Genomic DNA, 17,972 nt, shown 5'->3' with positions numbered 1-17,972 from the left:
TCAGCCTGCCGAAATCACGCCCGCAGCTGCATCAAGCGCACCCTGACCATGCGGGATATCCAGCGCGCCGAGGCCTGCCTGGATACCACCCAACAGACCCATGATCATGTGCCCGTTCACGTGCCCCATATGTCCAAGCCGGAAAAACCCGTGCCAGTCCGGATCACCGGGGGGTGCCATGCCAAGGCCGATCCCAAGCGTCAGCCCAAGGTTCTGTTCGACCCAATCGCGCAGGGCCGTCCCGTGCGGCGAGCCAATGCGCAGCGCCGTCACCGCCGTGCTGCGGTTGGCGGCATCCGTCACATTGAGTTCCAGCGGCCCACCCTGCCCCCACGCCTCGCAGGCCGCCCAGATGCTGCGCGCCAGTACCGTGTGACGCGCCCAGACCTGTTCGATCCCTTCGGCGTGCAACATATCAAGGGCCGTGCGCAGACCATAAAGGTGGTGCGTCGGCGCCGTCCCGTTCCAATACATAAAGAACTCGTCCGGGTTGGCGCGCGGGGTCCAGTCCCAATAGCGGCTGACGCGGGGCATCTGGGCCCGCACCGCCTCCGCCTTGTCGTTGAAGAATACGAACGCCATGCCCGGCGGCACCATCAGCCCCTTTTGGCAGCCCGCCACCATCACATCGACGCCCCATGCGTCCATCTCGAACTGGTCGCAGCCAAGCGAGGCGATGCAGTCCGCCATCAGCAAGGCGGGGTGATCCGTGGCATCCAGCGCTGTGCGCAAGGCCTTGATATCGTTCAGGATCGATGTGGATGTATCCACATGCACCCCCAGTACCGCCTTGATCCTGTGAGCCGTGTCGGCGCGCAAAGCCTCGGCTATGCGGTCCATATCCATGGGCGCACGCTTGCCGAAATCCATGATCTCGACCTCTGCCCCCAAACCCTCGGCCATATCCGCCCACCCGTGTCCAAAGCGCCCCGTGGCGGGCACCAGAACAGTGGCGCCGGGCGCGATGGTGTTGGCCAATGCGGCCTCCCATGCGGCGTGGCCGTTGCCGATATACATGGCCACATGGCCATCGGTGCGGGCCACTTTTTTCAGGTCCGGCACAAGGCTCGCCGCGATCTCGACCAACTCACCGGCATAGATGTTGGGCGCGGCACGATGCATGGCGCGCAACACCGCATCGGGCATCACTGAGGGGCCGGGAATGGCGAGGTAGTCGCGCCCGTGCCGGGCAATTGGGGAGGTGGGCATCGCGCTCTCCGAAGGTTGGTGGATGGTGGGGTATGGGCGGACACTAACGCGGTCCGGGGCGGCGTCAATCGGGCGTCTGCGATCGTGTCCACGCCAAGCGGTCGCACTGTTCTATCTGCGATAGGCGCGCGCCAAGACCTCGACATCCGTACCTGCAAAATAGCGCACAAGGGTCCAGAGATTGCGCGCCCCGCGCCGCACCCACCCCTGCTGGTGGTACTTTGCCGCACTGGTGACGGCCACGCCGTCCAGCGCGACCAATTGGCCTTTGAGGCGGCGGGCCAGGGCAACATCCTCCATCAGTGCGATATCGGGGTATCCGCCCACATGGGCATAAAGTGTGCGCCGGATCAGCAAGCCCTGATCGCCGTAGGGCAGTTGAAACACCCGCGCGCGCAGGTTCGCCCACGCGGCCACAAAACGCCCGCCCCGATCAAAGCACAGCTTGAAATATGCAGGTGTGGCAGCCCCGAGATGGGTCGCGACAGCCGTGGTCCAACCCGGTGCCAGTACCGTGTCCGCATGGACCACCAACAACCAATCACCCTTGGCCAGACCGCAACCGCGCCGCAACTGCCCCCCGCGCGAGGCTGGCCCCGTGATCACCGTCGCACCCCACGCATCCGCCAACGCGCATGTCTCATCGCTCGACCCGCCGTCACTCACAATCAGTTCTGCGATCAATCCGGCTTCGACCCCCTCCATCAGCGCATGCAGGCACGCAGGCAGCATCTGCCCGGCGTTCAGCGTTGGAATGATGACAGAGATTGGCGCGGGCACGGCCTGCCCCCCTTTTGCAGATGCAGGCCGCTGCTATATGAAAAGGAAGCTTATGAAAAGGAATGCCCTGATGTCTGCCCCCAACTCCGATCGCCATATCTTTCGCCTGTCGGGGGCGGATACGCGCGATTTCCTGCAAGGGCTGGTGACCAATGATGTGGCGGGCGTTGATGCGGGGTTGGTCTATGCCGCGCTGCTGACACCGCAGGGCAAGTATCTGGCCGACTTCTTTCTGGCGGCGGACCGGGACGGGGTGCTGCTGGATGCGGACGCGGCTCAGGCCGAGGCGCTGCGCACCCGGTTGAGCATGTATAAACTGCGCGCGGATGTGACCCTTGAAGACAGCGGGCTGCACCTGCATCGCGGGCTTGGAGAGGTCCCTGCCGATGGGTTTGCGGACCCACGGCACGCAGCGATGGGCTGGCGCGCCTATCGCGATGACGCGCCCAAGCCCGATGACATCGACTGGACGGCCCTGCGCGTGACCCATCTGATCCCCCAGACAGGGGTCGAATTGACGCCGGATACCTTCATCCTTGAGGCACGGTTCGAGGCGGTGAATGGGGTGGATTTCCGCAAGGGCTGCTATGTCGGCCAGGAGGTCACGGCCCGCATGAAGCACAAGACCACCCTGCGCAAAGGGCTGGCGCAGGTCGAGGTGCAGGGGGAGGCCACGCCGGGCACGGACATCGTGGCAGACGGGAAACCGGCTGGCACATTGCTCAGCCGCTCCGGGGACACCGCCATCGCCTATCTGCGCTATGATCGCGCGCAAGGCCCGATGCAGGCCGGTGAGGCGCGTGTCCTTTGGCCCGGTGCAGCAGGATAACGTAGCGTCAGGCGCGTTCGGCGTATTCCATGGTTTCAGTGTTGACCACGATGGCCTCGTCCTGACCAACAAAGGGGGGCACCATCACCTTGATCCCGTTGTCGAGCACGGCAGGCTTGAACGAGTTGGCGGCCGTCTGGCCTTTGACGACAGGCTCGGTTTCGACAATCTTGCACACGACCTTCTGGGGCAGCGACGCGCTTAGGGCTTCGTCCTCATAAAACTCGACCTGGATGGTCATACCGTCCTGCAAAAACGGGCGGCGTTCGCCCAGAATCTCGGCCGACAGCTCGATCTGCTCGTAAGTGTCAGAGTCCATGAACACCAGCATCCCATCGTTTTCATACAGGAATTGCTGATCCTTCTGCTCAAGGCGCACACGCTCGACCTTGTCGGCGCTGCGAAAGCGTTCGTTGAGTTTTGAGCCGTTGCGCAGGTTGCGCAGCTCGACCTGAGCAAAGGCACCGCCCTTGCCGGGTTTGACATGGTCTACCTTTACGGCGGCCCATAGCCCGTCATTATGCTCAAGCACGTTTCCGGGGCGAATCTCGTTTCCGTTAATTTTAGGCATGTGGCAAAACCATGACAAAAGGTTGATGAAAGATTGATGCCTCCTATATCTGGGGAATGGGCACGCGGCAAGGCAACCAGATACAGTGCTGCACCCGCAGAAAGATATGCATAAAATGCAAGGGGGCTATGCGAATACAGGGTATCCGAATCGCTATGGATAGGCCATAACGAGCCTCACGCCGAAAACACAAGAGCAAGAATAAAGGAAGGACGACGAATGAAAGATTTCGTTGACGGAACGGCCTTTAACAACGAACAAGGCAACCGTGCACGTAAACTGTTTGCAGCCGTTGTACTGGCCGCATTGGATGATGCCATTGCAGACGACAAGAAATATGGCAATGGTCCTGAGCAGATCGCCCGTTGGGCACGCTCGCGCGATGGGCGCGAAGTGTTGAGCTGCGCAGGCATCGACCCAAACGAGCGGGTCGTATCGGGGCTGATGGAATTCGTGGGCAAAGGTGTCCGGACATCGGTGGCACTCAGCCGCGAAGAGTCCGAGCGTCGCAACGCCGCACAACAGGCAGAGGCCGCCTGATCCCAAGACCTTATCAAACGCTGCTAAGGAAAACGCGCCCCTCTGCCGGGCGCGTTTTCTTTTTTTATCAAATGCTTGCGAAGAAGAACAACCACTGTCGCACAACCCAGAACTCTGCAAATAGCAGTCCCGTCGTGGCGATCACGGCCCAGACAGGCGGTTTGCGCAGCCACAGGATGATCGCCGCCCCGAGCGCCAGCGCCGCCTCAAGTGGGGCGATCCACATTGCCCCCTGCGTGCGATCCCAATAGCTGACCGGGCTTTCAAACACCCACGAGGTCGCGGGCCAGAAATGGGGCCGCCCGTCGTCGTGATGCAGGGGCAGATCAAGACACAGGTGCAGGATCGCGGCCCCCGTCAGTGCAATGGCCCAGGGCGAGGCGCGCCACAGCGCAACACCCAGCAGTATCCCCCACACGATGAACGAATTGTCGATTGCGAAGACCGTTTGCCACGTGTCCGAAAAATACAGCTCGTTAAAGACCCGCGACGGCGGGATATTCAGCGCAAACAGCGCCACGCCAGCCATCAGGTAAAGAGACAGATCGGGCAATGCTGCACCCGCGAAAGCGGCAAGCAGAATGCGGTTGTGCGCGGGTCGGCCAAAGGCCGCAGCCCCGATCAGCAAATGGGCAGGCGTATTCATGGCGGGACGTCCTTACCCCGCCGGGACTGGGTGCCGCGTCATTCCAACTCTTGCGCGGCGAGCGCGCGATGGATTTCACGGCGCACCAGTTTGCGCACGTTGCGCGTGATCCGTTCGCCCAATGCGCCCTGCAATTCCTCGCGCACGATATCGCTGACCAGTTCGCGCAGCGCATCCTCGTCCAGCAGATCATCTTCGCTGGAAAACAACGGGGCCTGATCATCCTTGGCGGGTGCCTTGGGCGCTTCCGCAAATGCGGCGTGCACGGGGGGCTCTTCGGCGTCTTCCCATTCCATCGCAGGTGCCTGCGTGCCTGCATAATCATCTGTGCCGGGATCATCCGGCTCAAACTCATCATCGCGCCCACCGATCAACGTCTCAAGGGCGGCAATCTTGTCACTCAGGCTTTGCGCATGGTCGGTAGCAGGCTCGGCCTCAGGGGCTGTGGCCTGTATTTCAGGCTCAAGCTCAACATCAACAACGTCTGCATGCTCTTGCGGCGACGGATCGGGCATGTTCGCTGCCCCGTCCGCAATCGGCCACACATCGTCCTCGGCCTCCACATGCACGAAGGGGGCCTCATCATGTGTGTGAGGCGTTTCGATGTCGGGCTCGTTACGATCGGGATCTTCGAGTTCATCAAGCTTGGGCATCGTCTCCGCCCAATCCTCATCGGCAATCAGATCGTCCTCTGCTTCTGCAATCACATCTTGTGACGCTTGATCTGATGCCTGATCCTCGTCATCAGAGGCAAACTCCACCTCTTCGACCTGCTCCGCTTCAACCTCAGCCTCAGCGTTGTCATCAACCGGGTCATCCTCCATCACGCGCAGCGATGGGGTCAGCACCAGCCGGTCAGCGACCGGTTTCTCGGTCGGCGCAGATTCGGGGCGTTTGTCGTCAGATACCAGACGACGGATAGACGCCAGAACGTCCTCCACCTCGGTGTTGGTCATTGGATCAGACATTTTTTGTACCACTCTCAGCCTCGGGGTGCAGTCTAGCTGCCCTGAAAGAGTCGCACAACACTGTGCTGAAAACCTTAATCGATTTGCAAGGCACGCAAGACCTTGTCCAATTGCTTGCCCTGGCGGGACACACGGGCGGGCGCGTTTTTCACAAGGTTGTAATAGGCAGCCGGATCATAGAGCTGTACAGGCAGTTGCAAGCGCTGCGCGGTCAGCAATCCCATCGACTCCAGAACGGCATATGCGGCGATATACTGATCTGCCTGCGCCGAAATCCGGTTGGTTTCCGCGTCCAGCAAGTCCTGTTCGGCATCCAGCACATCAAGCGTGGTCCGTGCACCCAATGTCGCCTCTTCACGCACCCCGCGAAAGGCGACGCGCGCGGCCCGGATCTGGCGATCCGAGGCGGCGAGACTGGCGCGCGCGGCCACAAGATTGGCAATGGCGTCGACCACATCCTGCTGCACGTCGTGGCGCACATTGTGCAGATTCCCACGGGACGCATCACGCACCGCCTGTGCCTGTCGCTCGCGCGCGGACAACTCGCCGCCGCGATAGATTGGGCCCGTAACCGCAACCCCGACCGATCCGGTTTCGGAACTGCTGTCATTGGTGAAGGTCTCGGACACACCCAAAGATCCGTTCAAAGCGACCGTTGGCCGCGTGTCGGCCCGCGCAGCGGTAATCAGCAACTCGTTGGCCGTCACCTGACGCCGTGCCTGATCCATTTCGGGGTGGGTGCGCACGGCAACAGCCTGCGCGCTGGCGATGTCGGTTTCGACATTGGGCAGACGCGGCACCTGTGACAGCCTGCCCGGCTGGCGGCCCGTGACGTTGACATATTCCGCCTGCGCCTGAATGAGGTCACGTTGTGCATCCGCCAGATTGCTGCGCGCCTCTGCGACCGCGGCCTGGGCAAGGGCCACATCCGTGCGCGTCACCTCACCCACTTCAAAACGGTCATTGGCGGCCCGCAATTCCTCCTGCAGCAGGCGCAGGTTGTTCTGGCGCAAGGCCACGAATTCCTGCTGACGTCCAACATTGAAAAACGCGGTTGCGGCGCGCAGCAGAACGCCTTGTTCGATGCTGAGCAGCGATGCGCGGGTTGCCAGCACGGTTTCCTTGCTGGCCTCGATCCGGGCGCGATCCGCCCCCCCATCAAACAATTGCAGCGTGGCGTTCAGCCCGATATTGGCCGAGGTTGATCCGATATCGACCGACGAGCCGTTGGATGCCAAAGAGGTGGAGTTGCCGAATTGCCGGGTGACATCCGCGCTCCAGCTGATGATGGGGCGCAGGGTGGAGGTTGCGATGGCTACATCTTCGTCTGCGGCGCGCAACAGGGCCCGGTTCTGATCCAGCAAGCCGCTGTGCGTATATGAGCCGACCAGCGCATCCGCCAGCGTGTCCGCCGCAATGGCGGGCGTCCCAAGGGCGACTGTTATCAAAGCGATCGTACTGCCGCGCTGCCATGCCCGCGTCCATTTGCCTGTTATCATCATATGCCGCCTTCTGGTTGCTATGGTTCGTCTTATTATTGTTTCGTTCTCGTCTTGGGTATTGTGGCCCCGAAGCCTGTGATTCAGAGCGTAAATGCGTCGTGTTTCTCAAATCCTGCCAGAACAGGCGCACCTGCGTTGAACGCGCGCCGCCATGACACCCGTCCGTCGAGCTTGTAGCCGATACGCACTTCGCCCAATGCCCCATCCATGAAGACGCAGGCCATACGTCCGCCATCCTTGAGTTGATCCAGTATTGCGACGGGCACGTGGCTGACCCCGCCTTCGATCACAATGACATCGTAAGGTCCGTGCTCGGCGGCTCCGGCATGCAGAGGTCCGGCTTGGGTGATGACATTGTCCATACCGGCGGACATCAGCGCATCCATCGCTTCGTGGGCCATGTCCTCGTCTTCTTCAAGTGCGACAACCGCTTGCGCCATATGGGCGATCACCGCTGCCGAATATCCAATCGCTGCCCCGATATCGAGCACGAGCTCATCGTTTCCGATATCCAGCGCATCCAGCATCTTGGCAAGTGTGCGCGGCTCAAGAACCACACGCCCCCCTCCAAGGGCCAGGTTTTCACCCATATAGGCCGCCTCACGCAGCGCGGCGGGCACGAAATCCTCGCGCTTGACGGACAGCATCGCATCAATGATGGGGAATTTGGTCACATCGGACGGGCGCACCTGCGTGTCGACCATCAAAGTACGGCGGGCAGAGAAATCAGTCATTACTGCTAAACTCGTTCGTTCAGGATCCTGCCACCAGATGTGCCACATCCTGCAACATTGGGCAACGCGTAGCTGTCGCAATTGCAGGTTTGAGCAGGACACGCCCTTGCACGAGGGTATGGAATGGTCTATCGCGCCCCCACACCATGGCGGCGAGTTGGCGGAGTGGTGACGCAGCGGATTGCAAATCCGTGTACACCGGTTCGATTCCGGTACTCGCCTCCAATAAAATCAATGACTTGTGTCATTTCCCTTCTCCTTCACTGCCACTTTTGAAACAAGCGTTGAAACTTTCACGTTTCGGTCTTGCTTCGTTCCATTTGATTTCTTGCCTCTTGAGCGCGCTTGGCGAGCTCCCTTTGTCGGATTGGCCCACCGTACTTTTTTAGCATCTCAACACCTGAGTGGCCGGTGACAGCCTTGACCATCTCGTCATCACATCCGGCCAGATAGAGCTCGATCGTCGCGTTTTTCCTGAGTCCGTGCGTTTTGTAGTAACTCGCCTTCTCGTGCTTCATCTTCTTTTTGATGGAGCGCATTTCCTCAGCGACGATGCGATAGCTGACCGACCTGCCCTTGGCGTCAGTCACGACCGTGCCGTCCGTTCGCTCGAGCCCGTCCAGGTGAGCCTTGAGACGATCAGTGAGCGGGATCCACAGCGGCTTGCCGGTTTTACCCTGAGTGAAATCGAATCCTTCGTCGGAAAAGTGCTCCCATTTCATTTTTACGACATCGCCAATCCGCTGGCCTGTGCCAACGCAAAGCTCGTAGACCAGACGCGCCCGTTTTGAAGCCAGCGCTTCGAACTCGGCGCGAACATCATCAGGCCAAGGCTCCCACCCGTCGCTCTGCTGTTTGAAGAGCGGAATGCCCTTCGCCGGATTGCCGTGCTCTTTCTTGATAAAACCAATCAGACGGGCGTGGTTCATCAAAACGACCATGACCTGGACAAGATAGTTGGCTTGCCGCCAATGATCCGCATTCGCCCGATGCAGTTCGTAAATGTGATGGGTTTCGATCCTGGCCGGGTCTTTCTCCGCCCATATCTCACGAATGTGGCTGATGTAACGCCGATAGTCGGATCTCGTCCGGGGCTTCAGCTTCTTGTAGGCGTCGCTCTCGTAGTAGCTGAGAATCAACGCCTCAAAATTGCGTTTCACCGGCGCTGGCGCTGGTTTTCCCTTCAGAAGGCGATTGTAATGATCCCAAAATTCCGTCGTGCCCGCTTCCTCTTGCATCATAACAGAGATGCCGCGCGATCGCCGGATGAACCGTAGGTAACCCCTGTCATTATAGACGTATTTTGGCAGGCTCTTGCGGGTCATTCGCCCATTCTCAAGTCGCTGTTGAGAAAGTCGTCGGCGGCCTCTGGCGCGACCATATTCGCATCGACGATGACACTGCCATCAGGCTTGATCTCGAACTTTGCGCGCTGCCAACCTGCCTCCCGCGCCTCGCGGATAAAGGCTGAGGCCGCTTGTTTCGCTTTTGTCTGTGCACTTGCTTTGGTCATCGTCTCGACACCTCTCTCACCTCGTTAACAACGCGCATTATCACACTGATTCATATTGATATTTCCAATTGAACCGAGTGCGGAACGCCTGTCCTTCGCCGCGCGAATGGCTCGGATAACTTCAGAGTTTTGGGAGTTGCCATTGCGATCGGACTCCGCCTTGATCCACTCTTTGAGCTCTTGCGGAAGCCGTAGCTGCATTGGTTTACGACTATTCATGAAACGCCTCCAGGTTGAAAACATACCCCGTTAGTGGCACTTAGCCACTATTGCGTCAATCGAATTTTATGGCACAGTGCCACTATGCCAGAACAAAGTGCTCAAAATCAGGACAAGTTCATCGTGCGATTGCCGGATGGCCTTCGTGACCGGATACGGCTCGCGGCCGAGAGCAACCACCGTAGCATGAACGCTGAGGTCGTTGCCCTCCTTGAAGAAAACTACCCCGCGCCAGTCCCGGAAAACATCAGCGACCCCGCAGCCCGAATGCTATTCTGGCTCGCCAAACGAATCCGACGGAGAAGCCCGCAACCGGGCTCACCCAGAGACAAGCAAGCCGCCCTATACGAGCGTATTGCGGGCGATATTTCGGAACGCATGAAGGATATCGGGGAATAGCCTTAGTAGGCCACCCACTCGTATCCATGGTTGCCTTCGTGATCTTCCCATTCAACGCCAACCCCGCGCCGCCAGTTTGACGACGAACAACGGCGCGTCGGCAGAACCCATTGTGGGGCGGCGGCTGGTGTCGTGCGTTGCCAGCCGAATTCGCCCTGCGTGCCGTAGGTCCCGAGGCGCATATTGTAACTCTCGGAACAATCATCGTCGCGGCCACGTTCGCGATGACTGTAGTACCGCACATCCCAGACGCGGATCGAGCGCACGAAATCGAATTCCAGACCACTGATGTCGATATTGGCACCGCCTTCAATCACTTGAGCCAGAATGACTTGGCCGAGTGTCTGACCTGATTGGTTGCTGACCTCCCAGGTTTTAGGGGCCGTGCTTTGCAACGGCGCACGCTCGGAAGCACCCATAGGACAACGCCAGATTTGCAAAGGCGGTTCAATCGGCCAAGGCGTGATCCTGCGGATAAACACGGCACGGGCATGGGCACATTCTGCTGACGTGGGCCACCCACCAGCCAGGCAAAGCAGAATGGCGCAGTCGACCTGATAGGCTTTCGCCGCCTGCGGAGCCACACTGAAAAGCAGAGACATCGCACCCCCAAAGAACCAATTCCTGACAAATCTGCACCACATATCAATAACTGCCTTTTGACTACATTACTGTATTATTGAGAACGTAACTCCAACACCCCCTTTCACACCATATACGAGAACATCATTTGTGATGATCGCGCGCGTTTTGTGGAATATATTCCGTAGAGCGGTTCTTGTGATCTGGCCGAATACAGGCCATGAAATTGCGGGAACGAGTAGGGTTAAATGTCCGGAATATAAGAAATTCCAGAGGATTGAGCCAAGAACAATTAGCTTTAGCTGCAGAAGTCGATCGCAGCTATATCAGCGAGATCGAACTCGCCAAAAATTCAGCATCAATCGATGTTCTGGAGCGGATCGCGGATGCTCTCGGCGTCGATCCAAAAGAATTGTTTAACGAGAGGGGCTAGTTTTGCCCGAATTTGAGAGTGTTCGCATTACGGCCGAAGCCATCGGCCGCATTACATGTATCAAGACAGGCGAAGAAATCGGCTTGCTGTATCATTGGGACAATGGTGAGACACAAGCGGCGCTTTACGATGATGGTCATCCTGAAACATCAAACTGCTCAGATCATCCCGCTGAAGCGGACATTGGCGCAAACCGCATCTAACGGCCGGGTCAGAGCCCTCTTTACCAATTTCTTGTAACGCGGAGAAAGTCAGCTTCTGGGCTGGCGAACCCAATAAGAGATGGCTGGGGAATGATCTTCAATTGCACAGGTGGAGGCTTGCCAACCTTGACCACCTCAAAGTCACGGGCGCTCTGGAAAATGGAGATGGAGTCACAAGCATTGCAATTCCGAGGCTAAGAGACTATGTGAGTGATACGAAAGTTGCGGTTCTCTGCGGCAAAGGTGCATCAGCCTGCCAGAGCGAACCACAACCCTCCATCATGAAAATTCAGCTGTCACGTCCTGTAGCAGGGATCTGATGTTTGGGAAGGTTGCCGATTTCATCGCGCACGACCACGTCATTTGTGACATTTCTTCATCCGTTCGTGGTCGCGGGATAAACGGATGAACTGCCCGCAGGTTAATACGAAGTGTCGGCAGACGATGACGTCATGCTGAGCCGCAGCTTGCGGCATACCGACTGACAGCGACGTTTATATTGATCAATTGGCACGCAGGAAAGCCAGAGCTGCGCGCAGTGGATCACTGAGACCTAGAGTTGGCTCTGGCGCAGGATCAGGTCAACGCGACTACTAACGTAATCAAAAAAATAGTGAGGCGGCGCTTTCTCCGCCAGAGGATCGAAAATGACATTTCCCGAATGGACGAAACCCGGTGTTTACGGCGCCTTTGTTGGCGCAGTTGCTGTCTCAATCATTGGCTTCAGCTGGGGCGGTTGGACAACTGCTGGCGGTGCCCAGGAGATGGCTGATAATTTTGCCGCAGAGCAAGTCACTTTGGCCATGGTGCCGGTCTGTTTGGGCCTTTCAGAAGCCGATGCAGAACGCGCCTCGATACTGGCAACACTTCAAGAAGCTTCCAGCTTTCAGCGGCGCACTGCGATGATGGAAACAGGCTGGGCCACAATGCCGGGCGCTGATGCCCCGAGCCGAGATCTCGCAAGCGCGTGTCTTGCGGAGCTTGAACTAGATGGATCGTAAATCACAACTTAGAGAGCCTCACGGTCCACATGTAATCACTGCCTGCGCCCCTGCAAAAACACCAACGATCATTGCCCTATTTGTTGGTTCGATTTTGGCGGTCATACTGCTTTTACCGCCAGCGTTTGCCCAAACCGGTTCGCAACCAATGCCTGAGAACGCCAGTGCCAAAAGTTACGGTGATGGATGGGAATGCGATATTGGATTCCGGTTGAACGAGAATGCCTGCGTCGCTGTGATTGTGCCGCAAAACGCATACGACACGAACCGGTCCTACGGTTCCGGATGGGAATGTCTGCACGGGTTTCGCAGAACCGACGAAACTGAATGTGTTGCAGTAGAGGTGCCTGAGGGCGGGTATTTGGACCCGTCAGGCGAACGATGGCGCTGTTTGCGTGGCTACATCAAGGTCGATGACACATGTCAGGAGATCGTATTGCCCGCAAATGCATACTTGGCAGATGCCTCGTATGGCTCCTCATGGACGTGCGAACGTGGATTTGAAGCAACTGGCGATCTGTGTACCGCAATTGCGGTTCCGGCCAACGCCTATCTGAATGGATCAGGATACGGCCAGCCTTGGACATGTGAGCGCGGCTTCTTTGAACAGGCTGGTCTGTGCGAAGCCGTCGCGATCCCCGCAAATGCATACTTCGACGACGCAAGCTATGGCTCGGGGTGGAAGTGTGATCGGGGATACGCCGCCTCCGCCGAGACATGCGAATTCATAAACGTTCCCGAAAATGCGCATCTGGACAGGCAGGGAAACCGCTGGGAGTGCAACAAAAATTTCCAAAAATCAAAGGGGCTGTGCGTCCTTAACAACTAGGCGCGAGCCACGGCACCATCTCCATTCAAAATGCACATGTGAGGGCAATTCTGCCCTCCGTGCCAACCAATTAAAGAGAACCACAATGGAAACCAAATCTGAAACTGTCGATACCATCCGCCGCCCTAACAGGGGAGCACAAGCACCTCCAATGAAACAGATCAAACCCGCAGGCATAACGTCAGGCAGTCAGATCACATCCTCACCAACGGCAGTCGTCTATTGCGAGGGGAATTTCGCGCAAATCGATGGTAAGACGGCAAATGGTCTTGTTCGTCATTCACAAGCATATCGCATCCTTTCTGTTATCGACACTACCTATAGCGGCCAAGACAGCGGATCCGTTCTTGACGATATCATCAACCACATACCGATCTTTGAGAATCTTAAGGCTGCAGTTGCCCATGAAGCCATCATTCCGGATACGCTGATCTATGGGATGGCCCCCTCAACAGGACGTCTTTCGAAGACAGACCGGGGCGTTGTTCTCCAAGCGATCAAGCTTGGCATGAACATCGTGAGCGGGCTGCATGAGTATCTGAGCGATGACGCGGAAATAGCCAACGCGGCATCTGAGCGAAATGTCACGATCCGCGACATCCGCAAGCCGAAGCCCAGCAAGGACATGCGCCTGTTCGATGGCAGTGTCGTTGGTGTTAAAGCGCTACGCATTGCAGTTCTTGGCACCGATTGCGCCATTGGAAAGCGGACAACGGCGACCGTTTTGGCGCGCGCCCTGAACGCGAAAGGTATCAAGACTGTGCTTGTCGGCACGGGCCAGACCGGCCTGATGCAAGGCGCGAAATACGGTGTTGCAATGGATGCCGTACCACCCCAGTTCTGCTGTGGCGAGCTTGAAGGCGCGATTGTTGCGGCGTCTGAAACCGAACAACCCGATGTTATTTTGATCGAAGGCCAGGGCGCGCTCAGCCATCCCGCGTTTTGCACATCTGCCTTTATTCTTCGGGGTAGCCAGCCGGATGCTGTCGTCCTTCAGCACGCGCCCAAACGCGCGCATCGCTGTGACTTTCCCAATATGCCGATGCCCACGTCTTCAAGTGAGATTGCTTTGATTGAAGCCTTTTCTGATACAAAGGTCATCGGTGTCACACTCAATCACGAGGGGATGTCTGAGGACGAAATCACTGACACCATCGCTTCGCAATCAAATAAACTTGGGCTGCCCGTCACCGATGCATTGGCCCGACCGGCTGCACATTTGCTTGGGATGGTGGTCGCCGCTTACCCTGGCCTGGCACAAAGGTCATCTATGGCCGCGATATGAGTTGCCCGCGCATCGAAGTAGATCTGGGCAAGATACGTTGCAACACGCAGACCCTTGTCGAGCGCTTGGGCCCGCGTGCGATCGGCGTCACAGGAGTGACCAAGGCTGTCTGCGGACATCCTGCAGTCGCACAGGCCATGCTCGATGGTGGGGTTGTGGGAGTTGCAGATGCACGTATCCGCAATGTGCAAAGGCTACGTGCAGCAGGTTTTACTGGTCCCATCACGCTGATCCGGACGCCGATGTTGAGCCAGGTTGATCAAGTCGTTCAATCCTGCGAAGCGAGTTATAATACCGAGCCTTTGATCATTTCGGCACTGGCCGCCGCCGCGATCCGTAAGGGTTCCGTCCATGGTATAGTCTTGATGGTCGAGATGGGCGATCAACGGGACGGAATATTACCCGAGAACTTGGCAGATGTTGCGCAGCTGGTCATGCAAGTACCCGGAGTTGCATTGAAAGGGATTGGTGCGAACTTTGCGTGCTTGAACGGGGGCGCTCCAACGGCCTTTCAAATGGCGGCTCTGAGTGCCCTGTCGAACAGGATTGAGGAGGTTTGCGGCCCATTCTTAAACGTCGTATCCGGCGGTAACTCGGCCAACTTGCCATGGGCACTTGGCGAACACTCTACCGGTCGCATCAATGACATACGACTGGGTGAGGCGATCCTTCTGGGTGTTGAGCCAGTATCTGGGGACCAGATCGGCGGGATGCACACCGACGCCTTCACGCTTGTGGCCGAAGTTATTGAAACGGATGCAAAACCCCCGCCCTTTCCGTTCGGCCAAATTGATCCGACTGCAGAACGACTTCGGATTGTGACAACCGACAGTGCCTTTGCTCGCATGATCCTAGCAATCGGACACCAGGACACCGACATTCTGGGGCTTACAATGCCAGTTGGAAGCACATTGATTGGTGCAACCAGCGATCATCTCGTCATTGGAACGTCCCGATCCCTCCCGACGGTGGGTTCCGAGGTGAGAGTCCAGATGAATTACAATGCGTTGATGCACGCCATGGCCGCGCCCGACATCAAAGTAAAACTCCTGGGCGATCCACTCCCACGACCATCACGGCAAGCCCAAAGCAAGGGCGAACGCGTGGCGCTGGTTTGAAATACCTCGCTTGGTTCGGCCAACCCTAAATAAAGGAAACTGAAAATTGACAAAACTCACAAAAAACAATCTGTTCAAAGTGTATGAGTCCAAGCCGGAAACGGCGATGGACAAGACGACGCGCGTCGTCAGGCAAATGGTCGACGAAGAAGCAGAACAACGACAAGCCAAGATTTCCCGACTGCGCAATGCGCGCCTTGAAAGAGAAGCGAACACACCGCCTGAAACCAAAGCTTCAGCAGCATCCAAATCGCGCCGCACGAAAGCCGTTTCAACGCGGTAATTGAACTTCGGCGGCGTTTTTTTGCGTTAGATACTCTGCCAGGCGACAGGCAATTCAATCGGTTTTAAATCGACCGGAGCCGCTCTCAGATTGCCCAATTATCCCAGCCGAATCCAAGGACCCATCCATGACAAACGCAGAGCGTTCCTCAGAAAAAATCCACTATATCTGCCAGACTTATGTTGAAACGAAGGCTGGGCGCAATGGGCAGACTGGCCTAATAATTGCCAAGCAATTTGAATATTCCACAGCTTCGGAAGCACAAAACAGAGCCGAACGAGAGGCTCTATCTGAGGATTGCGCAGGTGCCGATGCCTACAGTGTAAGTGAAGACCCAAACAGTGGAGAAGTTGGCGACCCGAGCTTCATTGTAAGGCTAGGTAAAGTTCCCAAATTTGACGATTTTTAGAATCCCGAAAATAACCGCAGTCTGTCCGGAGTTCGCGACCCGCATACGCAACGATACACTGGTTAACAAGAGCATTGCGGGCGAGGTTCTTCCTCAACCCGATCCATGCAAACCCAAAAAGGCGCTCATTGGTGCGACCGCAGCGATTTCACACTTCGTGCGAGCTATGTTGGACGGCAGCTTTCTCTACGCGAGGAGGGGCGTTATTCCATTCCGCGCCCATGAAGCTCCAAAACGCGCGTGTAACCTTCGCTGACCTCGCGCGCCTGCTCGAAGACCTCACGTCGCTCTTGATCTAGGCAACGGAAGTACTGCTCGACTTCGGCAAAATACGCCTCAGCATCACGCCTCAACAGATCAGCATATGCTCTGACATCATCGGGATCGGTGGGCATCCATGGCGACACTGGTGGCAGGCAACTGCCTGCGATCGAAGCCGATCCCCAACCCAAAACAGCCAGAGCCGCCCACGTTTGTTTCAAAAACACCATATTATCTTGGCTCAGCCACTCCGTTGCAGTAAATTCGTTTCAACGCATAAAAGGCGCAACAACGCAAATTGCACCTATTGATTGCAAGATTATAATATTGTATCGGTTCGGTAGTCCATGAGGGACTGCCGGGCTAATGCACAATTCTGCAAGGCTCGATCCTATGAATTTGATGCAAGACGCCCCAAATGTTGTCAGTGAAGACGGGCTGCGCACGCTGCTTGCCGAGGGTCATTCGGCGGATGTTGTGTGCCGGGTTACGCCCAAACGTACAGGTGCTCAGTGGTCCGGAGTTTGGACCGTGCATTGCGTTTCGCCAGATGGCGAGACGCGTCGCCTGCTTGTCACCGCGCGCAACAACATGGCAGCTCGGGAATTCAAGACAATCAACGGCTTATCCAGCTTCCTTGCTGGTCTTGGAGTTTCGATCGTCTCAATCCCGATGCTCGAAGGTAAGATCGCCTCACACAAGCTGGACGACGCGGGCTAAGACACTTGCCGTCCTCGCAGCATTCCTTGCTACCCCTGCCTATTCTGAAGGCTTCGTGCTTTCCATGCGGGCCGATGGCCAGCTGGAGACCAAAACACCCCAATCAGGTTTTGCCCAAACCTATGTCGACGGGATTGGTGCAAACCCGCCAGAGCTGATCGTTTTTGCAGCGCCTGAGCCTGAAGCTCCCCCTCCTGCACCGGCCCGCGCAGTTCCCCGCCCCGAAGTCCTGTCAGCCATTGAAAGCACGGCGCATCGTTATGGCGGGCACCCCGCGCTGCGCCGTGCTGGCCTCTCCGTTTCCGAATGGCAGGCGCTGTTCCAAGCCAATATCGAGATCGAAAGCGCCTATCGCCCTAATGCGCGCAGTTCCGCAGGCGCGATTGGCCTTGGACAGCTGATGCCCGCGACGGCCGCGCAGCTCGGCGTGGATCCGCATGACTGGCAGGCCAACCTCAACGGCTCAGCCCGCTACCTTCTGATGATGCTGGCGCAGTTCGGCACGCCCGAACTCGCGCTCGCTGCCTATAACGCGGGACCAGACGCGGTCACGCGCTATGGCGGCATCCCTCCCTACCGAGAAACCCAAAATCACGTGCGCCGGGTCATGGCCGTGCGTGACCGACTGACTGGAGCCTCCTGATGCACACACAACTCCGCACGATCCTGTCACTGGCTCTGGCCAGTTTGATGATTGCCAACCCGGCCCTTGCACAGAGCATCGATCTCTCCCCGGTGCAGAACCTTCTTCAAGGCATTGTCGACACGATCACCGGCCCCTTGGGCATTGTGATCGGCACCCTGGCCCTGATTGGCGTGTTCCTCTCCTGGCTCTTTGGCATTCTGGATTTCCGCCAGGCTCTTTGGGTGCTGGTCGCTATCGCAGGCATCGCAGCTGCGCCGACCATCGTGACCGCCATCTGGGGCGCATAAATCCG

26 protein-coding genes and 1 tRNA gene are annotated in these 17,972 nt (G+C 57.6%); 15 read left to right on the top strand and 12 right to left on the bottom strand.

Annotated features, from left to right (window positions below; all coding sequences use genetic code 11):
* On the bottom strand, positions 1-1,209 hold the full coding sequence (locus Q0859_RS07045; RefSeq protein WP_299149102.1) for an aminotransferase class V-fold PLP-dependent enzyme: 1,209 nt from the start codon (positions 1,207-1,209) through the stop codon (positions 1-3).
* 111 nt (positions 1,210-1,320) lie between these two features.
* Positions 1,321-1,989 (bottom strand): TIGR04283 family arsenosugar biosynthesis glycosyltransferase, encoded by a 669-nt coding sequence (locus Q0859_RS07040; RefSeq protein ID WP_299149099.1) that lies wholly within the window; start codon positions 1,987-1,989, stop codon positions 1,321-1,323.
* 70 nt (positions 1,990-2,059) lie between these two features.
* Here Q0859_RS07040 and Q0859_RS07035 point away from each other — a divergent pair, with 70 nt between their 5' ends.
* A complete protein-coding gene (locus Q0859_RS07035; RefSeq protein WP_299149096.1) occupies positions 2,060-2,818 on the top strand; it encodes a folate-binding protein in 759 nt (252 codons plus the stop codon).
* A 7-nt stretch (positions 2,819-2,825) separates the two neighbouring features.
* On the opposite strand, the gene efp is transcribed toward Q0859_RS07035, so the two are convergent.
* Positions 2,826-3,389, bottom strand: a complete 564-nt coding sequence (gene efp / locus Q0859_RS07030) for an elongation factor P (RefSeq protein ID WP_299149092.1) — start codon at positions 3,387-3,389, stop codon at positions 2,826-2,828.
* A gap of 219 nt (positions 3,390-3,608) precedes the next feature.
* On the opposite strand from efp, the gene Q0859_RS07025 reads away from it, so the two are divergent.
* On the top strand, positions 3,609-3,929 hold the full coding sequence (locus tag Q0859_RS07025) for a DUF6280 family protein (RefSeq protein ID WP_089420757.1): 321 nt from the start codon (positions 3,609-3,611) through the stop codon (positions 3,927-3,929).
* 67 nt (positions 3,930-3,996) lie between these two features.
* Here the strand turns inward: Q0859_RS07025 and Q0859_RS07020 are convergent, their stop codons facing one another.
* The 4 genes from Q0859_RS07020 to Q0859_RS07005 form a co-directional block, all read right to left on the bottom strand.
* Positions 3,997-4,575, bottom strand: coding sequence for a cobalamin biosynthesis protein CobQ (locus tag Q0859_RS07020; RefSeq protein ID WP_299149087.1), 579 nt, complete (start codon positions 4,573-4,575; stop codon positions 3,997-3,999).
* A gap of 38 nt (positions 4,576-4,613) precedes the next feature.
* Positions 4,614-5,543 carry a hypothetical protein gene (locus Q0859_RS07015; RefSeq protein ID WP_299149085.1) on the bottom strand — a complete coding sequence of 310 codons (930 nt, stop codon included), beginning with the start codon at positions 5,541-5,543 and terminating at the stop codon, positions 4,614-4,616.
* A gap of 74 nt (positions 5,544-5,617) precedes the next feature.
* Positions 5,618-7,042, bottom strand: a complete 1,425-nt coding sequence (locus Q0859_RS07010) for a TolC family outer membrane protein (RefSeq protein ID WP_366523185.1) — start codon at positions 7,040-7,042, stop codon at positions 5,618-5,620.
* An 83-nt stretch (positions 7,043-7,125) separates the two neighbouring features.
* On the bottom strand, positions 7,126-7,779 hold the full coding sequence (locus tag Q0859_RS07005) for a protein-L-isoaspartate O-methyltransferase (RefSeq protein ID WP_299149080.1): 654 nt from the start codon (positions 7,777-7,779) through the stop codon (positions 7,126-7,128).
* Between the two features lie 151 nt (positions 7,780-7,930).
* On the opposite strand from Q0859_RS07005, the gene Q0859_RS07000 reads away from it, so the two are divergent.
* Positions 7,931-8,004, top strand: a tRNA-Cys gene (locus Q0859_RS07000).
* 68 nt (positions 8,005-8,072) lie between these two features.
* On the opposite strand, the gene Q0859_RS06995 is transcribed toward Q0859_RS07000, so the two are convergent.
* The 3 genes from Q0859_RS06995 to Q0859_RS21500 are packed head-to-tail and all read right to left on the bottom strand — an operon-like array spanning position 8,073 to position 9,493.
* Complete coding sequence (locus Q0859_RS06995) at positions 8,073-9,104, bottom strand: tyrosine-type recombinase/integrase (RefSeq protein ID WP_299149077.1); 1,032 nt, start codon at positions 9,102-9,104, stop codon at positions 8,073-8,075.
* Entirely contained in the window at positions 9,101-9,292 is a 192-nt protein-coding gene (locus Q0859_RS06990; protein ID WP_024096637.1) for a hypothetical protein, read from the bottom strand. Before Q0859_RS06990 ends, Q0859_RS06995 begins: the two co-directional genes overlap by 4 nt.
* A gap of 24 nt (positions 9,293-9,316) precedes the next feature.
* The gene (locus Q0859_RS21500) at positions 9,317-9,493 is read right to left on the bottom strand and encodes an Arc family DNA-binding protein (protein WP_366523193.1); all 177 of its coding nucleotides are present in this window, start codon (positions 9,491-9,493) and stop codon (positions 9,317-9,319) included.
* A 102-nt stretch (positions 9,494-9,595) separates the two neighbouring features.
* On the opposite strand from Q0859_RS21500, the gene Q0859_RS06985 reads away from it, so the two are divergent.
* On the top strand, positions 9,596-9,910 hold the full coding sequence (locus tag Q0859_RS06985; protein WP_299149067.1) for an Arc family DNA-binding protein: 315 nt from the start codon (positions 9,596-9,598) through the stop codon (positions 9,908-9,910).
* Between the two features lie 2 nt (positions 9,911-9,912).
* Here the strand turns inward: Q0859_RS06985 and Q0859_RS06980 are convergent, their stop codons facing one another.
* Positions 9,913-10,329: a hypothetical protein gene (locus Q0859_RS06980; RefSeq protein ID WP_299149065.1), complete on the bottom strand. Its 417-nt coding sequence runs from the start codon at positions 10,327-10,329 to the stop codon at positions 9,913-9,915.
* A gap of 383 nt (positions 10,330-10,712) precedes the next feature.
* On the opposite strand from Q0859_RS06980, the gene Q0859_RS06975 reads away from it, so the two are divergent.
* The 8 genes from Q0859_RS06975 (at position 10,713) to Q0859_RS06940 (ending at position 16,053) form a co-directional block, all read left to right on the top strand.
* On the top strand, positions 10,713-10,925 hold the full coding sequence (locus Q0859_RS06975; RefSeq protein WP_299149063.1) for a helix-turn-helix transcriptional regulator: 213 nt from the start codon (positions 10,713-10,715) through the stop codon (positions 10,923-10,925).
* A gap of 2 nt (positions 10,926-10,927) precedes the next feature.
* On the top strand, positions 10,928-11,128 hold the full coding sequence (locus Q0859_RS06970; protein WP_299149061.1) for a hypothetical protein: 201 nt from the start codon (positions 10,928-10,930) through the stop codon (positions 11,126-11,128).
* 647 nt (positions 11,129-11,775) lie between these two features.
* The gene (locus Q0859_RS06965; RefSeq protein WP_299149059.1) at positions 11,776-12,129 is read left to right on the top strand and encodes a hypothetical protein; all 354 of its coding nucleotides are present in this window, start codon (positions 11,776-11,778) and stop codon (positions 12,127-12,129) included.
* A 148-nt stretch (positions 12,130-12,277) separates the two neighbouring features.
* Positions 12,278-12,958 (top strand): hypothetical protein, encoded by a 681-nt coding sequence (locus Q0859_RS06960; RefSeq protein ID WP_299149057.1) that lies wholly within the window; start codon positions 12,278-12,280, stop codon positions 12,956-12,958.
* A gap of 85 nt (positions 12,959-13,043) precedes the next feature.
* On the top strand, positions 13,044-14,243 hold the full coding sequence (locus tag Q0859_RS06955; RefSeq protein WP_299149054.1) for a DUF1611 domain-containing protein: 1,200 nt from the start codon (positions 13,044-13,046) through the stop codon (positions 14,241-14,243).
* Positions 14,240-15,361 (top strand): alanine racemase, encoded by a 1,122-nt coding sequence (locus Q0859_RS06950; RefSeq protein ID WP_299149051.1) that lies wholly within the window; start codon positions 14,240-14,242, stop codon positions 15,359-15,361. Before Q0859_RS06955 ends, Q0859_RS06950 begins: the two co-directional genes overlap by 4 nt.
* A 46-nt stretch (positions 15,362-15,407) precedes the next feature.
* Positions 15,408-15,644, top strand: a complete 237-nt coding sequence (locus Q0859_RS06945; protein WP_299149048.1) for a hypothetical protein — start codon at positions 15,408-15,410, stop codon at positions 15,642-15,644.
* Positions 15,645-15,771: 127 nt separating this feature from the next.
* Positions 15,772-16,053, top strand: coding sequence for a hypothetical protein (locus Q0859_RS06940; protein ID WP_299149046.1), 282 nt, complete (start codon positions 15,772-15,774; stop codon positions 16,051-16,053).
* A gap of 203 nt (positions 16,054-16,256) precedes the next feature.
* On the opposite strand, the gene Q0859_RS06935 is transcribed toward Q0859_RS06940, so the two are convergent.
* Positions 16,257-16,544 (bottom strand): hypothetical protein, encoded by a 288-nt coding sequence (locus tag Q0859_RS06935; RefSeq protein ID WP_299149044.1) that lies wholly within the window; start codon positions 16,542-16,544, stop codon positions 16,257-16,259.
* 172 nt (positions 16,545-16,716) lie between these two features.
* Here Q0859_RS06935 and Q0859_RS06930 point away from each other — a divergent pair, with 172 nt between their 5' ends.
* The 3 genes from Q0859_RS06930 to Q0859_RS06920 all read left to right on the top strand — a co-directional run bounded on the left by Q0859_RS06930 (position 16,717) and on the right by Q0859_RS06920 (position 17,967).
* Complete coding sequence (locus Q0859_RS06930; protein ID WP_245222503.1) at positions 16,717-17,034, top strand: hypothetical protein; 318 nt, start codon at positions 16,717-16,719, stop codon at positions 17,032-17,034.
* Between the two features lie 64 nt (positions 17,035-17,098).
* Entirely contained in the window at positions 17,099-17,677 is a 579-nt protein-coding gene (locus tag Q0859_RS06925; RefSeq protein ID WP_299149038.1) for a lytic transglycosylase domain-containing protein, read from the top strand.
* A complete protein-coding gene (locus Q0859_RS06920) occupies positions 17,677-17,967 on the top strand; it encodes a TrbC/VirB2 family protein (RefSeq protein ID WP_058260734.1) in 291 nt (96 codons plus the stop codon). Before Q0859_RS06925 ends, Q0859_RS06920 begins: the two co-directional genes overlap by 1 nt.
* Positions 17,968-17,972: the final 5 nt, after the last annotated feature.

This window comes from uncultured Tateyamaria sp., assembly GCF_947497045.1.
GTDB lineage: Bacteria > Pseudomonadota > Alphaproteobacteria > Rhodobacterales > Rhodobacteraceae > Tateyamaria.
This window is presented reverse-complemented; position numbering and strand designations above follow the sequence as displayed.